Source organism: Affinundibacterium flavidum (assembly GCF_014284175.1).
Taxonomy (GTDB): Bacteria; Pseudomonadota; Gammaproteobacteria; order Burkholderiales; family Burkholderiaceae_D; genus Undibacterium; species Undibacterium flavidum.
This window is the reverse complement of the sequence record NZ_JACOGA010000023.1, coordinates 33,814-50,049: the sequence shown is the minus strand read 5'-3', so window position 1 is coordinate 50,049 and position 16,236 is coordinate 33,814. Positions and strand designations below refer to the sequence as shown.

The following is a 16,236-nucleotide window of genomic DNA, read 5'->3' as shown; positions in this document are numbered from 1 at the left end:
TGCAAGGTTTACTGAGCCGCCCTCACCCCTAGCCCCTCTCCCGCTTGCGGGCGAGGGGTAACAAACAAAAAAGCCGACACGAAGTCGGCTTTTTCACATCAATACTCAACGGCACTTTTATGCTTCGGAAAATTCAATTATAGGGATGCAGCGCTAGGCGCTTCCCGCAGCAATACACGAGTATTGTGAGGATCGCAGTTTCAACACCTACAACGCGATGCGCCCTAGAATTGGATTTAACGACGCTTAAAAAATTACATATTCTCTATCATTACGTCTCCGAAGCCTGAGCAAGACACTTGTGTAGCACCTTCCATCAAGCGGGCGAAGTCATAAGTGACTTTCTTCGCTGTGATCGCACGTTCTGTTGCAGAAATCAACAGATCTGCCGCTTCCAACCAGCCCATGTGACGCAACATCATTTCTGCGGACAAGATCAAAGAACCTGGGTTCACGTAATCTTTGCCAGCGTACTTCGGTGCTGTGCCGTGCGTTGCTTCAAACATGGCGATAGAGTTCGACAAGTTTGCACCTGGAGCAATACCGATACCGCCAACTTGCGCTGCCAATGCATCAGAAATGTAATCACCGTTCAAGTTCAATGTCGCGATAACGCTGTATTCTGCTGGACGCAACAAGATTTGCTGCAAGAATGCATCAGCGATGGAATCCTTAACGATAATGTCTTTACCTGTTTTTGGATTCTTGAATTTGCACCATGGACCGCCATCGATCAATTCTGCGCCGAATTCTTTTTGTGCCAAAGCGTATGCCCAATCACGGAAGCCACCTTCGGTGTACTTCATGATGTTACCTTTGTGAACGATAGTCACAGATGGCTTGTCATTGTCGATCGCGTATTGAATCGCTTTACGTACCAAACGCTCTGTACCTTCGATAGATACTGGTTTCACGCCAATACCTGAAGTTTCTGGGAAGCGGATTTTCTTCACGCCCATTTCGTCTTGCAAGAACTTGATCAGTTTTTTAACTTGTTCAGAGCCTTGTGCAAATTCGATACCTGCATAGATGTCTTCTGAGTTTTCACGGAAGATGACCATGTCAGTTTTTTCAGGCTCACGCACTGGTGAAGGCACGCCTTTGAAATAACGTACTGGACGCAAGCAAACATACAGATCCAACTCTTGACGTAAAGCCACGTTCAAAGAGCGGATACCGCCGCCTACTGGCGTAGTCAAAGGACCTTTGATAGAAACGACGTAGTCTTTCAACGCACCTAAAGTTTCTTCTGGCAACCAGACGTCTGGGCCGTATACTTTGGTGGATTTTTCACCAGCATAGATTTCCATCCAGCTGATTTTGCGCTTGCCGCCGTAAGCTTTTGCTACCGCTGCATCAACAACCTTGATCATGACTGGGCTGATATCAACACCAGTACCATCACCCTCGATGTAAGGAATGATTGGATTTTCAGGAACATTCAATGAGAAGTCTGCATTGACGGTAATTTTTTGACCTTCTGCAGGCACTTTAATATGTTGATACATCGTTTTCTCCGTGGATACGTGCGATCAAGCGCTACACTAGCATTCTGTAAATTATAGAATCGCGCTTTACTGTTAACATGTCTCAATGCCAGATACAAAATTCACGCGACAACAACATCACTACAACATCAAACGCGCAAACTCTTATATAAGACAGAAGACCACCATTTCGTATTATGCACTACTATTTTACTTGATGCCATAATTTTGCGACACTCGCGATCCCACTTTTCGCGCTCTTTTAACGCGCATTTTTACGGTTTTACCGATTAGATCAATGAAACTTATCTTATTTAACAAACCCTTCGATGTGATGTGTCAATTTTCATCACATCCGACGCGAGAAACATTAGCCAATTACATCAAAACGCCGAATGTCTATCCAGCGGGTCGACTTGATGCCGACAGTGAAGGTTTGGTGTTATTAACGGACGATGGAAAGTTGCAGCATAAGATCAGCCATCCCAACTGGAAAGAATCCAAAACCTATCTAGTGCAAGTTGAGGGCGATGCGACACCTGAACAATTAGCTCGCTTGGCACAACCACTAGATTTGGGTGATTTCACTACTCTCCCCTGCAAAGCAGTAAGAATCGCAGAACCAGAATGGATCTGGCCACGGAATCCACCGATACGTGAGCGAGCAAACATTCCAACCAGTTGGCTTTGCATCATTTTATCTGAAGGTAAAAATCGTCAAGTCAGGCGTATGACTGCCGCAGTCGGCTTGCCAACTTTGCGTTTAATCCGCAGTGGCATCGGTGAATACAGCCTTGCTAGCCACCCATTATTACCAGGTGAATCGATGGAGATTGTTGGCTAGGGCTTGTTGACATTTAAATTGAACGATTTTCAACAGAGATAGTCAGACTACAAGCCATTTTTACCATAAGTCAAAAATTATATATGCTTAAGATTACTCATAAAAAATTGCTTGTACTGTTTTGCGCAATAATGTACACCGATGCCGCCATGATTACTCTAGCTACGGCCGCAGAATCGAACACAAAATCGAACGCAGAATCGAATCTAAAGCGTCAACAGTTTCAAATTGGCACTCAAAAATTAGAAGCAGAATTGGCACTTAGTGCCGAGGAGCGTCAACGCGGTTTGATGTTTCGAGAGTCGCTTGCTGAAAATCAGGGAATGATGTTTCAGTTTGCTCACGCAGACTACTACTGCATGTGGATGAAAAATACCTTGATCCCACTATCGATCGCGTTTATCGATGAGCAAGGCAAAATTATTAATATTGAAGAAATGCAAGCCAATAACGAGCAAACCACCTGCGCAAAAAGCAAAGCGCGATATGCTTTAGAAATGAATGCTGGCTGGTACAGTCAACGTCAGATCATGGTCGGGCAAGAAGTAGAAGGACTCCCATTGGCCGAAAGCGCGCAATAAGTAAAGACCTTCAAATTCTTGCACACAAGAACAAAATCTAAGGCTTTAGAAAAGACAAAAACCGCAATAAAAATTGCGGTTTTTTATGTCGTAAGTTGACTACGAGATATACAGGTAGGCAGCTTATTTACTACGTTTGCGCCGACCAAGTCAGCGCAAAGCAAAAACAATTAAGCCAATGCTTTCAAAGCAGAAGCTAAACGACTCTTATGGCGAGCTGCTTTGTTTTTGTGGATGATTTTTTTGTCAGCAATACGATCGATCGTAGAAACAGAGTTCTGAAAGATCACTGCAGCAGCAGCTTTATCACCAGCTTCGATTGCCTTACGAACAGCTTTGATCGCTGTACGCAAAGTCGAACGCTGACTAGAGTTGTGTGCATTTTGTTTAACTGCTTGACGAGCACGTTTGCGTGCTTGTGCGGTATTTGCCATGAGATTTCCTAAACGTGGTCAACGCGACGGGTTCAAGATGTAAGTTCCTACCTACATGGCCGCGCCGCAAAATTCTGTACAGCTTTGCAGTATAACTGGTTTTAAAACCATGCGCAAGCCGCTTCTTGCTTTTATTAGCAGCAAGCGTCACAAGGCTGCAAAATCAACAATAATCCGAAGCCTACCACCAGTTTGCTACGCCCTCTAAAGCATTACAATAAGCGCTTAAGCTTGACGCAACCAAGCATTCGATAGGAATCGCCATGTCACAAGGCAACATCACACTTACAGGTCAACACGCCAGACTTACTCCGCTCTTGCAAGATCATCTGAGCGACTTACAGGCAGCCGCCAACGATGGGCGCCTGTGGGAATTATTCTTCACTTCGGTGCCTTCGCCCGAAAATCTGGCGACCTGGTTCAAAACCGCAAACGAGCAACGTGACAAAGGTCTGGCGCAGCCCTTCACCGTATTTGATCGGATTCAAAACAAGGTAATCGGTGCGACACGCTATTGCAACATTGATAGCACTAACAAACGTTTAGAAATTGGTTACACCTGGTACGCACAGTCGTATCAACGCAGTGCCATCAATACTGAATGCAAACTTTTATTATTAACACATGCCTTTGAAACACTAGACTGCAACGCAGTGGAATTTCGCACAGACTGGTTTAATCAACGCTCACAAAAAGCCATAGAACGCCTAGGCGCTAAACGTGATGGTGTATTGCGCAGCCACATGATTTTGCCGGATGGACGGGTACGCGATACTGTGGTGTACAGCATACTCAAGCATGAATGGGCAGGTGTGAAGGCGAATCTGGAATTCAAACTTAAACGCACCCCTTCCGCAGTTTCAAGCTAAATATTAATTTGAGAGAACCGCACAGTGTTAATCGACTTTTTCTTCACCTTAAAAGACGCCAAAATCCCGGTATCGATTAAAGAATTTCTGACCTTATTAGAAGCCATGCAACAAGGTGTGGTTGGCACTTCGGTCGACGAATTTTATTTTCTGTCGCGCACTATCTTGGTGAAGGATGAAGCGAATTACGACAAATTTGACCGCGCTTTTGGCCTGTATTTCAAAGGAATCAATACGATTTTTGAGAAACATCCTGACATTCCACTCGATTGGCTTAAGAAACGCCTAGGGCGCGAACTGTCGGATGAACAACGAGCCGCATTAGAGAAATTCGGCTACGACAAGCTGATGGATAGGCTCAAACAATTACTCGAAGAACAAAAAGAACGGCACGAGGGTGGCAATCGCTGGATAGGCACGGGCGGCACCTCGCCTTTTGGCAATGGTGGCGACAATCCTGAAGGCATACGCATAGGCGGTAAAAGCGAACGCCGTTCTGCGGTCAAAGTCTGGGAAGCCCGCGCATTTAAAGATTACGACACTGAGCGCGAGCTCGGCACTCGCAACATCAAAGTCGCTCTGCGTCGCTTGCGCAGATTTGCCAGACAAGGTGCAGAAGAAGAGTTAGCGCTGGATGCGACGATCAAAGCTACCGCGAATAATGCGGGCTACCTCGATATCAAAATGCAGCCCGAACGCAAAAACAATATCAAGGTACTGATGTTATTAGATGTCGGTGGCACCATGGATGACCACATCGCACAGATCGAAGAATTGTTTTCTGCCGCCAAAACCGAATTCAAAAACATGGAGTTCTATTATTTCCACAATTGCGTCTACGACTATCTGTGGAAAAATAATCACCGACGTCATTCAGAAAAATTCCCCACCTGGGATGTATTGCGCAAATACACTCCCGATACCAAATTAATTTTTGTGGGCGATGCCACCATGAGTCCGTATGAAATCTTACAAGCTGGCGGTTCGGTTGAATATAACAATGAAGAAGCTGGCGCGACCTGGATACAACGCTTTACGGCACACTTCCCTAAGTATTTGTGGCTCAATCCAGAACCTGAAGGCATCTGGCAATATCGACAGTCGATCGATATCATGCGCAAGTTGCTGAGTAATCGCATGTTTCCGATTACTTTATCGGGATTGGAACAAGGAATGCGTTTGTTGAGCAAATAAATTTTCTATTTAATAAAAATTTAAATAAAACCAACATCCGATCAAATAAATTTCCCGAATCAGACATCAAAGTTTAAATCAACTGTATGCATATCCAGTATTTCTAGCTACAATAATTTCTCAATTCGTCAAATTTCCGTGTAGGATAAAAAAAGAAGCTGGCTTGGCATCCCTGAGCTAGTCGCTTGTATTCCTAAAATCAAACATATTTAGCATCAACTTATTCACCCATTTCATCGCATGGCAACTAAAAAAACCACAACCCCATCCGACTATAGCGAATCATCCATCCGTGTCCTGAAAGGACTGGAACCGGTCAAACAAAGACCTGGGATGTACACCCGAACCGAAAACCCGCTACATATTATTCAAGAAGTTATCGACAATGCCTCAGATGAAGCTTTGGGTGGTCATTGCAAAAATATCCAAGTCACATTGAATGCCGATGGCAGTATCAGCGTGGAAGATGACGGCCGCGGTATTCCTGTTGGTTTGCATCCAGAAGAAGGCGTGCCTACGGTAGAAATCGTCTTCACTCGCCTGCATGCCGGCGGTAAGTTCGACAAAGGCTCAGGCGGTGCTTATGCCTTTTCTGGCGGCTTGCATGGCGTCGGCGTATCGGTCACGAATGCGCTATCCAAACGCTTAGAAATTACCGTTTGGCGCGAAGGTGGTTTGCATAATCTGGTATTCGCCAATGGCGACGTCGTCGAGCCATTAAGCACCCAGCCTTTAAGTCGTGGTGACAAAAAAAATGGCACTCGTGTATCCGTCTGGCCGGATGGAAAATATTTTGATTCACCAAATATTTCCATCCCAGAAATGCAACGCTTGCTGCGCTCCAAAGCGGTCTTACTACCAGGCGTTAAAGTCACGTTCACCAATGCCAAAACGGGCGAAAGTCAAACCTGGCAATATGATCAAGGCTTGCGCGGTTATCTGACCGAAGCACTTACACAAGCCTCACATGGCGACTTAGTGATCCCTATGTTTGAAGGCGAGCAATTTGCGAATGCCGATGCGGATGGTTTTGCTGAAGGCGAAGGCGCATCTTGGGTCGTCGCATGGACCGAAGACGGTGGCGTAGTGCGCGAATCGTATGTGAATTTGATTCCGACACCAGCGGGTGGTACGCATGAATCCGGTTTGCGTGAAGGCTTATTTGGCGCGGTGAAAAGCTTCGCCGAAATGCATTCCTTGCTACCGAAGGGCGTGAAGTTATTACCTGAAGACGTGTTCGCCCGCGCTTCTTTTGTACTCTCCGCGAAAGTCTTAGACCCGCAATTTCAGGGGCAAATTAAAGAGCGTCTAAATTCACGCGATGCCGTGCGTTTAGTATCCAGTTTCTCCAAACCACCTTTAGAACTTTGGCTCAATTCACATGTAGAGTTAGGCAAAAAACTCGCTGAGCTGGTGATCAAGCAAGCACAATCGCGTCTGCGTTCTTTGCAAAAAGTCGAGAAGAAAAAATCCTCTGGTGTAGCGGTTTTACCGGGAAAATTGACGGATTGCGAATCGAATGACATCACGCGCAATGAACTGTTCTTAGTCGAAGGTGACTCAGCAGGTGGCTCGGCAAAAATGGGCCGTGACAAAGAATTTCAAGCGATTCTGCCACTGCGCGGTAAGGTCTTAAATTCTTGGGAATCTGAGCGTGATCGTCTATTCGCGAACAATGAGATTCACGACATCGCCGTCGCCATTGGTGTCGATCCACACAGCGTCAACGACACGATTGATTTAACGAATCTGCGTTACGGAAAAATCTGTATTCTGTCTGATGCGGACGTCGATGGCTCACATATTCAAGTTTTATTATTGACGCTGTTTTTCAAACACTTTCCACAGTTAATTGCACGCGGCCATATCTGCATCGCCCGCCCTCCACTATTCCGCGTTGATGCACCAGCACGTGGCAAAAAACCTGCGCAAAAGATTTATGCCTTAGATCAAGGCGAACTAACCGCCATCGAAGACAAATTACGTAAAGATGGCGTCAAAGATGGTGCTTGGGCGATTTCCCGATTTAAAGGTTTGGGCGAGATGAATGCCAACCAGCTCTGGGAAACGACGATGAACCCTGATACACGCCGTTTGTTACCTGTGTCTCTCGGTGAATTCGATCAAGAATTTTCGGAGAGTCGTTTCAATATGCTGATGGGCAAAGGCGAAGCCTCCGCACGAAAAGCGTGGCTAGAAGAACATGGTAACGAAGTCGAAGCAGACATATAGGGAGGCGCATAAATCCGATTACGCGGCGCATTACGGCGTTGCAAATCCTCGCAATACCGACGTATTGCTCCGGTTTGCGCCTTGTACTGCATCCGCGTAATCGAATTTCTGAGCCTCCCTATACTACTTAAAAATATGCTGCTTAAAAAATGTAGGGCGGGTGAAACCCGCCATTAGGTCACAAGAAGCACAAAAGAAAACGCGGGCCACACCCGCCCAAAATTAGACTTTAAGAGTTAGATTGCAAGACTATGAGCGAACAAGCAAATTTATTTGATGAAGCCCCGAACAACAACGGTGGCAATGGTGGTGATAGCGAGACTTTGACATTGGCAACTTTTGCTGAGCGAGCGTATCTCGATTACGCGATTTCTGTGGTTAAAGGTCGTGCCTTGCCAGATGTCAGTGATGGACAAAAACCAGTGCAGCGTCGGATTTTGTATTCGATGAATGAACTAGGTTTAAATTCCTCCGCAAAGCCGCGCAAATCGGCGACGGTGGTCGGTGATGTCCTCGGTAAGCTCCATCCACATGGCGATCAGTCTGTGTATGACGCGATGGTGCGTATGGCACAGGATTTTTCTCTGCGCTATCCACTCATTGATGGACAAGGTAATTTCGGTTCACGCGACGGCGATGGTGCGGCAGCGATGCGATATACCGAGGCACGTTTAACGCCGATTTCTAAATTATTGCTCGATGAAATTGATTTAGGCACAGTCGATTTTCAGCCTAACTATGATGGCTCATATGAAGAACCAACTTTATTGCCGGGACGTTTGCCCTTCGTTTTATTAAATGGCGCATCGGGTATTGCGGTCGGTATGGCGACTGAGATTCCTTCTCACAATTTAACGGAAGTGGCAAAGGCAGCTGTCGCCTTGATTCGCAACCCGAGAACCACGCATGCTGAATTAATGGAGTTCATCCCTGGCCCAGATTTTCCGGGCGGCGGGCAGATCATCACGCCAGCCGCAGCAATCAGTGACATTTATGCCAGTGGTCGTGGTAGCGTCAAAGTACGTGCACGTTGGAAGATAGAAGAGCTGGCGCGTGGTCAATGGCAGGCCGTCATTACCGAACTACCGCCAGGTACATCTTCACAAAAAGTGTTGGAAGAAATCGAAGAGATTACCAATCCCAAAATCAAAATGGGTAAAAAATCTCTGTCGCCAGAACAAGTCAGCTTAAAACAAGTCATGTTGTCGGTACTCGATGCTGTGCGTGACGAATCTGGCAAAGATGCCGCCGTGCGTCTGGTCTTGGAACCAAAATCCAAAAATCAGGATCAAGCCGAATTCATGCAAATGTTGTTGGCACATACTTCGCTCGAAACTTCTGCTTCATTGAATTTAGTGATGATAGGTGGTGATGGTCGCCCGCGCCAAAAACCGCTCTCCGATATTTTGACCGAGTGGATCACTTTCCGCTTTGAAACCGTCACGCGTCGCACCCAATTCAAGCTAAAAAAAGTGAATGACCGTATTCATATTTTAGAAGGCCGTGAAGCGGTACTATTAAATATCGACAAGGTCATTAAGATCATTCGCGAATCGGACGAACCTAAGCCCGCTTTGATCGAAGCCTTCCGCTTATCGGATCGCCAGGCCGAAGATATTTTAGAAATCCGCTTGCGCCAATTGGCACGTTTGGAAGCCATCAAGATTCAACAAGAATTGGCAGAATTGCGTAACGAAAAAACCAGTTTGCAAAACCTCTTAGATGATCCTTCAGCGATGAAAAAATGCATCATCAAAGAAATCGAAGCTGACGCTAAGCAGTTTGGCGATGCGCGCCGCACGGTCATCGAAGAAGCTCAGCGCGCTTCTATCGAACAGAAAGTCATCGACGAACCAGTAACAGTGGTGATCTCAGAAAAAGGCTGGGTACGCGCTCGTACTGGGCATGAGCACGATCCTGCACAATTCACGTTTAAAGCCGGTGACAGTTTGTACGGTACATTTGAATGCCGCACCGTGGATCAACTCTTGGTATTTGGCTCAAATGGGCGCGTGTATTCCGTGCCGGTTTCTGCCCTGCCCGGCGCCCGTGGTGATGGCGTGCCGGTCACGACATTGATCGACTTAGCCAGCGGCACACGCATCTTGCATTACTTCGCAGGTAAAGCCGAAACTTCGCTCTTACTGGCATCGACTGCCGGTTATGGATTTACAGCAAAGCTCTGTGACATGGTCGGTCGTATGAAGGCTGGTAAAGCCTTTATGACGCTGGAAGATGGCGATGAACCATTAGCACCAACTGCCGTCGCAGACGATGCTAGTGCGATTGCATGCTTGTCTGAAAAAGGTCGCTTACTGGTATTTGGATTAGCGGAAATCAAGCAATTATCCAGCGGTGGACGTGGTGTGATTTTGATGGAATTGGAAGCCAAAGAAAAATTGATTGCAGCGACGGCAATCAGTCAAAAAGGTGTCAAAGTCAGCGGCATAGGTCGCGCTGCCAAACCACAAGAAGTAAGCCTGAGCGCTAGTGGGCTTGCCATTCATATCGGCAAACGCGCGCGCAAAGGCAAGGCGCTGGAGTCAAAAATCAAAGCAACGCACTTGAGTAAAAATTAAGAACTGCGATTTGCAAATTGACATAAGGCTTGTGAGACTCGCGAGCTAAATCAGTGATAAAAAAAGCCTGTGCAAATGATTTTGCGCAGGCTTTTTTGATTCATCAAATTTTCAAATTCTTACTACGGTTTGTTTGACTACTGAACTACCTCAACTTTGTTGGTCACCCAAAACAATTTGATTCTTGCCACTATGCTTGGCACGATATAAGGCGGCATCCGCAATCGATAACAGATCATCAGGGCTAGTAGTTTGCCGTGAGTCCGCAATACCAGCCGAAAATCCTACGCAAAATTCACCTTTTTCGGCGATATGGTGAATTTGATAAAATGCCAATCTCACCTTATCCAATACAATTTTAGCGCCTTCTGCTGTTGTGTTTGGAAAAATCACGATAAATTCTTCGCCACCATAACGTCCAACTACGTCACTCTTGCGTAATCGCTGCTTTAACAAATGCGATAGAGTCCGCAGCACTTGATCGCCAATTTGATGTCCATACGTATCATTCACCAATTTAAAATTATCTAGATCAATCATTGCAACAGACACCGCGCTTACGCTTCGACTTGCGCTGGACATCTTTGCAATCAAATCTTCTTTTATCGCAGAATGGTTGAATAAACCTGTCAATCCATCACGCATAACTAAGGTACGCAACGCCCGATATCGCTCAGCTCTTGTGGTCAGAGATGAGATCAGTAGCTCCGGAGAAATTGGCTTACTCAAGAAATCATCCGCACCAACCTTCACCGCGGCTATTTGTTTCTGCAAATTATTTTCACTCGACAAGAAAACAATCGGCACATCTAAGTATGAAATATCTTGACGTATCACACGCGATAATTCAACGCCATCACAATCGGGCATGTAAACATCCATCAGAATCAGCTCCGGCCGAAAATGCGCCATTTTCTCAAGTACACACTCAGGATTATTTAACACTTCCGTGACCATGCCCGCGCCTTGAAGAACGCGACTATAGTACTGTGCCAGATCGACATCATCATCAATGATCATAATGCGAAAGTGGCGTGGGTTATGACGATCAAAAATTTCTTCTATGCGTTCAGTCAATGCCAGTATGTCTAGCGGCTTTAAGAAAAAAGCCTCAGCCCCCGACCGAACCGCACGCAGGCGGCATTCAAAATTATTTGTCTTGGAGGTGAACAAAATTGGAGGAAGCTCGACTGCATTCTCTTTCAAACGCATGATTTCGTTCAATCCAGCAAAGGCATGATCTTTAAAGTCAACGTTCAAAACCAACAAGGCTGGGCGTTGAGTTTGTACCGCGAGTTCTAACTCAGGCAGATCTTGGACATGCTGAATATCGAATGCAAATTGCTGCAAGATTTGGATGATGTCTTTATTTTCCTGATCTACATCATCTGCCCATAGTATCAATTTTTTTTCTGGTGGAATTGGCGCGTCCGCCTGGTCATTTACCGCCACCCCTACACTACTTGCGAGTTCGGACTTTGCAGCTAACGCAGACTCGTGCACGATCTTAGTTTCCTGCAAAAAGTGATTTATTTGCAGACCAAAATTATTGTGAAGCGCAGTATCCCAAGTCTCGCCGCTGATATAGTTTTTTAATCTAACTTCTAAATCACGTGCTTGATCACCGACATCAGGAAATCCAAAAGTACCCGCAGAGCCAGCCATCGTGTGTAAAAGTCTATGCAGTACAATGAAATTTTCACGATCAGTGGGATCTGCCTGAAAACGTTGAGCGGACGTCTCTATCTCAGCAAGTTTGGCAGGGAGTTTGGCTATATACACTTGCGCTAATGCTTGCAAAGCATCATTTAATTCCTGATCCCTATCATCCACTTAACTCACCTTTTCCCACAAGGCGCGCGCTTGCCCCGCCAAGGCCATAGGATCAAATGGTTTCGCAATGACGCCGATCGCACCCAAAGTGAAATAGTAATCTTGTTCGCTAGACTGAACTTTCGCCGTCATAAAAATAACAGGCGTTTGAAGAGTTGCAGGTAGTTTGCGTAGTTCAGCTAAAGTGGTTGGTCCATCCATGTTAGGCATCATGACATCCAATAACAAAAGATCTGGCACAAAACCTTGCTCAATCGCCGCAATGGCTTCGGCACCTGAACTACAAGTCTTCAATGTGAATCCGCCCACCACTTCTAAGGCAATTTGCGCGACGGCCTGAATATCCAGGTCATCTTCCACATATAAAATATTGCTCAATGACTTCTCTGACATACCCATCCTTTTAACAAAATATCATCCCAGTGGAGACTTTCACAATCACATTCACAGAAAGTATCAAGGACGGATTACTGAATATAGTCATCATAGCCCGCAGGCAAATGTTGTCAAAGCAATTTCACAAAGTCGTGAAATTTTTCCAACAAGAAACTTCAGAAATTTTATTAAAATGTTAAAATTTTGAACAGTCGTCGCACCTAAGCTTCGGCTTTGCGAATTATTAGTCGAGCTTACGCAGCTTTCCAGCAAAAACACTGAGCATACAAGGATTAACACCTATCATGTACGCGAGGTCCGCTGGTCGTTCTATTCTCCATAAGGCAAAATCAGCTTGTTTTCCCACACGCAAACTACCAACTTCCGATTGCAAACCCAAGGCGCGAGCAGCATGCAGCGTTACCCCTTGCAAAGCTTCTAAGGGTGTCATACGAAACAGTGTGCAAGCCATATTCATCGTCAATAATGGCGACGTCATGGGTGATGTGCCAGGATTACAATCGGTCGCCAAAGCAATAGGAACGCCCGCTGCACGCAAAGCGGCTAGTGGTGGGTATTTGGTTTCCCGTAAAAAGTAAAATGCCCCTGGTAATAAGACCGCGACTGTACCGTGCTTTTGCATCGCCGCGATGCCTTCATCACTCAGGTATTCTAGGTGATCGGCCGAGAGTCCTTGATACTTCGCCGTTAATGCGGCACCACCTTGATCGGATAGCTGTTCTGCATGTAATTTGACAGGCAATCCATGTCGCTGCGCAGCTTGGAATACGCGCTCAGTCTGCGCTGGTGTAAAACCTATTTTCTCGCAAAAGACATCAACCGCATCGGCTAATCCTTCCTCCACAATCGCAGGCAGCATGCGTTCACAAACATCATCGATATATGCATCGGCGCGACCTGCGAATTCAGGAGGCAAGGCGTGTGCACCTAAGAATGTGGTGGTGACTTTGACCGGCAAATCTCTTTGTATCTGACGGGCGACGCGCAAAATTTTTGCTTCAGTTGCGGTATCAAGACCATAACCCGATTTGATTTCTAGTGTCGTCACGCCTTCACGCAAACTGCTGAGTACACGTGGCAAACTCGCTAGCATTAATTCTTGTTCAGTCGCGGCGCGTGTTGCTTTGACGGTCGACACGATGCCGCCACCTTGCCGAGCAATTTCTTCGTAAGCGACACCGTTTAAACGCGCCTCAAATTCATTGCTGCGATTGCCTGCATACACCATATGGGTATGGCAATCGATCAAACCTGGCGTCAGCCAACAGCCTTGTCCATCGTGCGTACTTTGCGCTATATAGTCGGCTGGCAAATCTTGAGTTGCCCCTAACCACGCAATCTTGCCATCTTTAACCGCAATCGCCGCATCACGAATAATGCCGTAATCAGCGCCCGCTTCCATAGTAGCGAGATGGACGTTCAACCACAGACTATCCCAATTAAGCAAGGACATGCGTGCCTCCCTGTTGCTCATGATGGTTCAAGAAACTGATTCGCATTAAATACAAAAGGCTGCCCTCTTCGGCTTCGATGTGACAACGTATGCCGCTGGCTTCATGCTCTTCTTCCAGTAAGACCAAGTCACCCGCTTCCAGCTGCGTATGTTTAATCAATTGCGCGTGGCCTCTTTCGCAGTACACTAAAATCTGTTGCGCGTTTTCTGCATTGATCAGATGTTCACCTGCACTCAAGCGTTGCATGTGATGCTGACAAACATCACGCCGTGTCATCAAGTTCAGATCAACGACAGTGCCTCCTAATAGTTCAGCATGAATATTGTCTTCACCGGAAAAACGATGTGGCAAACTCTCTTGCGTTAGCGTGACATTTTTTTCTGCTGTGCTACCTGCATCCGTTTTTAACATCAAACCTGCACCAGTCAATATTGCCAAGCTACGGTCAATTTGTGCGAAGTGCGAAAACGGTCCATCCTGCGCGACGGTCGCTGTACTTAAACGCCAGACAAAGTGATCCATTCCCGCCGTTTCCGGAAAAATCGCTAATTCGGTGGTACTACCACCACCATTTTTCCACGGCATAGTACGGTAATCTTTTGCGGTCCATTTACGCATGGCTTCTCTCAACAATAAGTAAACTCAAAATCAATAGTAAACCGCAGAGGCGCAGAGTACGCAGAGTTTTTTAAAAAATTTCTCTGCATAGTCTGCGCCTCTGCGGCAAAAAACACTACAACTTGTGCTGCAACTACGCTACAACTAAGCTACAACTATGCCGCAACTTAAGCCAAATACAAATGCGAATACAGATCTGCACATTGTGCGCTCAAAGCACCGTCAACCACTAAGGATTTCGCTGCTTCAATGTCTGGCGCAAAGAAACGATCTTTGTCGTAGAACGCGACTTTAGACCGCAGCAACTGGTGCACTGTCGTTAATTTGTCCGACGTTTTCAAAGGCTGATGGAAGTCCACCCCCTGTGCTGCTGCTAATAATTCTATACCGACAATGGTAGCGGTATTATGCGCCATTTCGTGCAGACGACGGCCTGCAAACGTTGCCATACTGACGTGATCTTCTTGATTAGCTGAAGTTGGAATCGTATCGACACTAGCTGGATGTGCGTGCGATTTATTTTCGGATGCCAAGGCTGCTGCTGTCACGTGTGCAATCATAAAGCCAGAATTCAAACCAGATGATGGCACTAAGAACGGCGGTAAACCAGAGATAGAAGCATCAATCAGCAAGGCGATACGACGTTCAGAAATAGAACCGATTTCTGCAATTGCCAAAGCCAAAGTATCGGCGGCAAAAGCAACTGGCTCGGCATGGAAATTACCGCCAGAAATCACTTCATTCGTATCGACAAACACCAAAGGATTATCGGTCACCGCATTCGCTTCAGTCAGCAAAGTACGTGCGGCATTATTGATGATATCTAAGCACGCACCCATTACTTGCGGCTGACAACGCAAGCAGTATGGATCTTGCACACGTTCATCATTGACCAAATGCGATTGACGGATTTCACTGCCATTCAACAGCGTGCGATAAATATTCGCGGTCGCAATTTGACCAGGCTGACCACGCACTGCGTGAATACGCGGATCAAACGGTGCATCACTGCCCTTCGCTGCATCTACGGACAAGGCACCTGTGATCGTTGCCGCTTCCAATAAACGCTCAGCCAGGAACAAACCATTCAATGCTAACGCAGTTGACACTTGTGTACCGTTGATCAGCGCCAAACCTTCTTTCGCCGCTAATACGACTGGTGTGATGCCAGCTTGAGCCAACGCCGCTTTGGCATCAACCATCTTACCGTCAACGCGTACCTGACCTTCACCCATGATCGCTAAAGTCATGTGCGACAAAGGTGCTAAATCGCCAGACGCACCGACTGAGCCCTTGACTGGAATAGCTGGCATGATACCCGCGTTATAGGCAGCGATCATGGTATCGATCACGGATGCGCGAATGCCCGAAAAACCACGTGCCAAACTCGCGATCTTCATCGCAATAATCAAGCGCACGACTTCGTCAGCAATCAATTCACCTGAACCGACTGAATGCGACAAGATCAAATTCTTTTGCAGCAATTCTAAATCTTCGTCTGGAATACGTGTCTTCGCGAGTTTACCAAAACCGGTATTGATACCATAAGCAGCATCACCTTTAGCGACGATACGATCGATGGTTGCAGAAGATTCATTGATCGCGGCATAGGCAGATTCTGCCAAGGCTAATTTAAATGGTTTTTGCCAGATCGCGCGTAAGTCAGCGAGTTTGAATTGACCTGGTTGGATGGTGAAAATTGTGCTCATATCTTA

13 protein-coding genes are annotated in these 16,236 nt (G+C 46.4%); 6 read left to right on the top strand and 7 right to left on the bottom strand.

What is annotated here, in order from left to right; genetic code table 11:
- Nucleotides 1–254: 254 nt before the first annotated feature.
- Nucleotides 255–1,508 (bottom strand): NADP-dependent isocitrate dehydrogenase, encoded by a 1,254-nt coding sequence (gene icd / locus H8K55_RS19485; protein ID WP_186890175.1) that lies wholly within the window; start codon nucleotides 1,506–1,508, stop codon nucleotides 255–257.
- A gap of 277 nt (nucleotides 1,509–1,785) precedes the next feature.
- Between icd and H8K55_RS19480 the strand changes: the two genes are divergently transcribed.
- On the top strand, nucleotides 1,786–2,331 hold the full coding sequence (locus H8K55_RS19480; RefSeq protein ID WP_186943741.1) for a pseudouridine synthase: 546 nt from the start codon (nucleotides 1,786–1,788) through the stop codon (nucleotides 2,329–2,331).
- Nucleotides 2,332–2,480: 149 nt separating this feature from the next.
- Nucleotides 2,481–2,912: a DUF192 domain-containing protein gene (locus H8K55_RS19475; RefSeq protein WP_186943740.1), complete on the top strand. Its 432-nt coding sequence runs from the start codon at nucleotides 2,481–2,483 to the stop codon at nucleotides 2,910–2,912.
- A 170-nt stretch (nucleotides 2,913–3,082) separates the two neighbouring features.
- Here the strand turns inward: H8K55_RS19475 and rpsT are convergent, their stop codons facing one another.
- Nucleotides 3,083–3,346, bottom strand: coding sequence for a 30S ribosomal protein S20 (rpsT, locus tag H8K55_RS19470; RefSeq protein WP_186890178.1), 264 nt, complete (start codon nucleotides 3,344–3,346; stop codon nucleotides 3,083–3,085).
- A 263-nt stretch (nucleotides 3,347–3,609) separates the two neighbouring features.
- Between rpsT and H8K55_RS19465 the strand changes: the two genes are divergently transcribed.
- The 4 genes from H8K55_RS19465 (at nucleotide 3,610) to parC (ending at nucleotide 10,220) form a co-directional block, all read left to right on the top strand.
- Entirely contained in the window at nucleotides 3,610–4,215 is a 606-nt protein-coding gene (locus tag H8K55_RS19465) for a GNAT family N-acetyltransferase (RefSeq protein WP_186943739.1), read from the top strand.
- A 24-nt stretch (nucleotides 4,216–4,239) separates the two neighbouring features.
- Nucleotides 4,240–5,409, top strand: a complete 1,170-nt coding sequence (locus H8K55_RS19460) for a vWA domain-containing protein (RefSeq protein WP_186943738.1) — start codon at nucleotides 4,240–4,242, stop codon at nucleotides 5,407–5,409.
- A 240-nt stretch (nucleotides 5,410–5,649) separates the two neighbouring features.
- Nucleotides 5,650–7,641, top strand: a complete 1,992-nt coding sequence (locus tag H8K55_RS19455; RefSeq protein WP_186943737.1) for a DNA topoisomerase IV subunit B — start codon at nucleotides 5,650–5,652, stop codon at nucleotides 7,639–7,641.
- A 251-nt stretch (nucleotides 7,642–7,892) separates the two neighbouring features.
- Complete coding sequence (gene parC / locus H8K55_RS19450) at nucleotides 7,893–10,220, top strand: DNA topoisomerase IV subunit A (protein ID WP_186943736.1); 2,328 nt, start codon at nucleotides 7,893–7,895, stop codon at nucleotides 10,218–10,220.
- A gap of 150 nt (nucleotides 10,221–10,370) precedes the next feature.
- Here parC and H8K55_RS19445 read toward each other — a convergent pair whose 3' ends face one another.
- The 5 genes from H8K55_RS19445 to hutH all read right to left on the bottom strand — a co-directional run bounded on the left by H8K55_RS19445 (nucleotide 10,371) and on the right by hutH (nucleotide 16,230).
- Nucleotides 10,371–12,053, bottom strand: coding sequence for a diguanylate cyclase (locus H8K55_RS19445; RefSeq protein WP_186943735.1), 1,683 nt, complete (start codon nucleotides 12,051–12,053; stop codon nucleotides 10,371–10,373).
- On the bottom strand, nucleotides 12,054–12,446 hold the full coding sequence (locus H8K55_RS19440) for a response regulator (RefSeq protein ID WP_186943734.1): 393 nt from the start codon (nucleotides 12,444–12,446) through the stop codon (nucleotides 12,054–12,056).
- Nucleotides 12,447–12,672: 226 nt separating this feature from the next.
- Nucleotides 12,673–13,902, bottom strand: coding sequence for an imidazolonepropionase (hutI, locus tag H8K55_RS19435; RefSeq protein ID WP_186943733.1), 1,230 nt, complete (start codon nucleotides 13,900–13,902; stop codon nucleotides 12,673–12,675).
- Nucleotides 13,889–14,521 (bottom strand): HutD/Ves family protein, encoded by a 633-nt coding sequence (locus H8K55_RS19430; RefSeq protein WP_186943732.1) that lies wholly within the window; start codon nucleotides 14,519–14,521, stop codon nucleotides 13,889–13,891. Before H8K55_RS19430 ends, hutI begins: the two co-directional genes overlap by 14 nt.
- Before the next feature lie 167 nt (nucleotides 14,522–14,688).
- Nucleotides 14,689–16,230, bottom strand: a complete 1,542-nt coding sequence (hutH, locus tag H8K55_RS19425; protein WP_186943731.1) for a histidine ammonia-lyase — start codon at nucleotides 16,228–16,230, stop codon at nucleotides 14,689–14,691.
- Between the last annotated feature and the right edge of the window lie 6 nt (nucleotides 16,231–16,236).

What these genes read in the sequence shown, in the direction of transcription:
- parC (WP_186943736.1), top strand. Translation starts at nt 7,893, where the DNA reads ATGAGCGAACAAGCAAATTTATTTGATGAAGCCCCGAACAACAACGGT.
- icd (WP_186890175.1), bottom strand. Translation starts at nt 1,508, where the DNA reads ATGTATCAACATATTAAAGTGCCTGCAGAAGGTCAAAAAATTACCGTC.
- H8K55_RS19430 (WP_186943732.1), bottom strand. Translation starts at nt 14,521, where the DNA reads ATGCGTAAATGGACCGCAAAAGATTACCGTACTATGCCGTGGAAAAAT.
- H8K55_RS19465 (WP_186943739.1), top strand. Translation starts at nt 3,610, where the DNA reads ATGTCACAAGGCAACATCACACTTACAGGTCAACACGCCAGACTTACT.
- rpsT (WP_186890178.1), bottom strand. Translation starts at nt 3,346, where the DNA reads ATGGCAAATACCGCACAAGCACGCAAACGTGCTCGTCAAGCAGTTAAA.
- H8K55_RS19480 (WP_186943741.1), top strand. Translation starts at nt 1,786, where the DNA reads ATGAAACTTATCTTATTTAACAAACCCTTCGATGTGATGTGTCAATTT.
- hutI (WP_186943733.1), bottom strand. Translation starts at nt 13,902, where the DNA reads ATGTCCTTGCTTAATTGGGATAGTCTGTGGTTGAACGTCCATCTCGCT.
- H8K55_RS19440 (WP_186943734.1), bottom strand. Translation starts at nt 12,446, where the DNA reads ATGTCAGAGAAGTCATTGAGCAATATTTTATATGTGGAAGATGACCTG.
- H8K55_RS19475 (WP_186943740.1), top strand. Translation starts at nt 2,481, where the DNA reads ATGATTACTCTAGCTACGGCCGCAGAATCGAACACAAAATCGAACGCA.
- H8K55_RS19455 (WP_186943737.1), top strand. Translation starts at nt 5,650, where the DNA reads ATGGCAACTAAAAAAACCACAACCCCATCCGACTATAGCGAATCATCC.
- hutH (WP_186943731.1), bottom strand. Translation starts at nt 16,230, where the DNA reads ATGAGCACAATTTTCACCATCCAACCAGGTCAATTCAAACTCGCTGAC.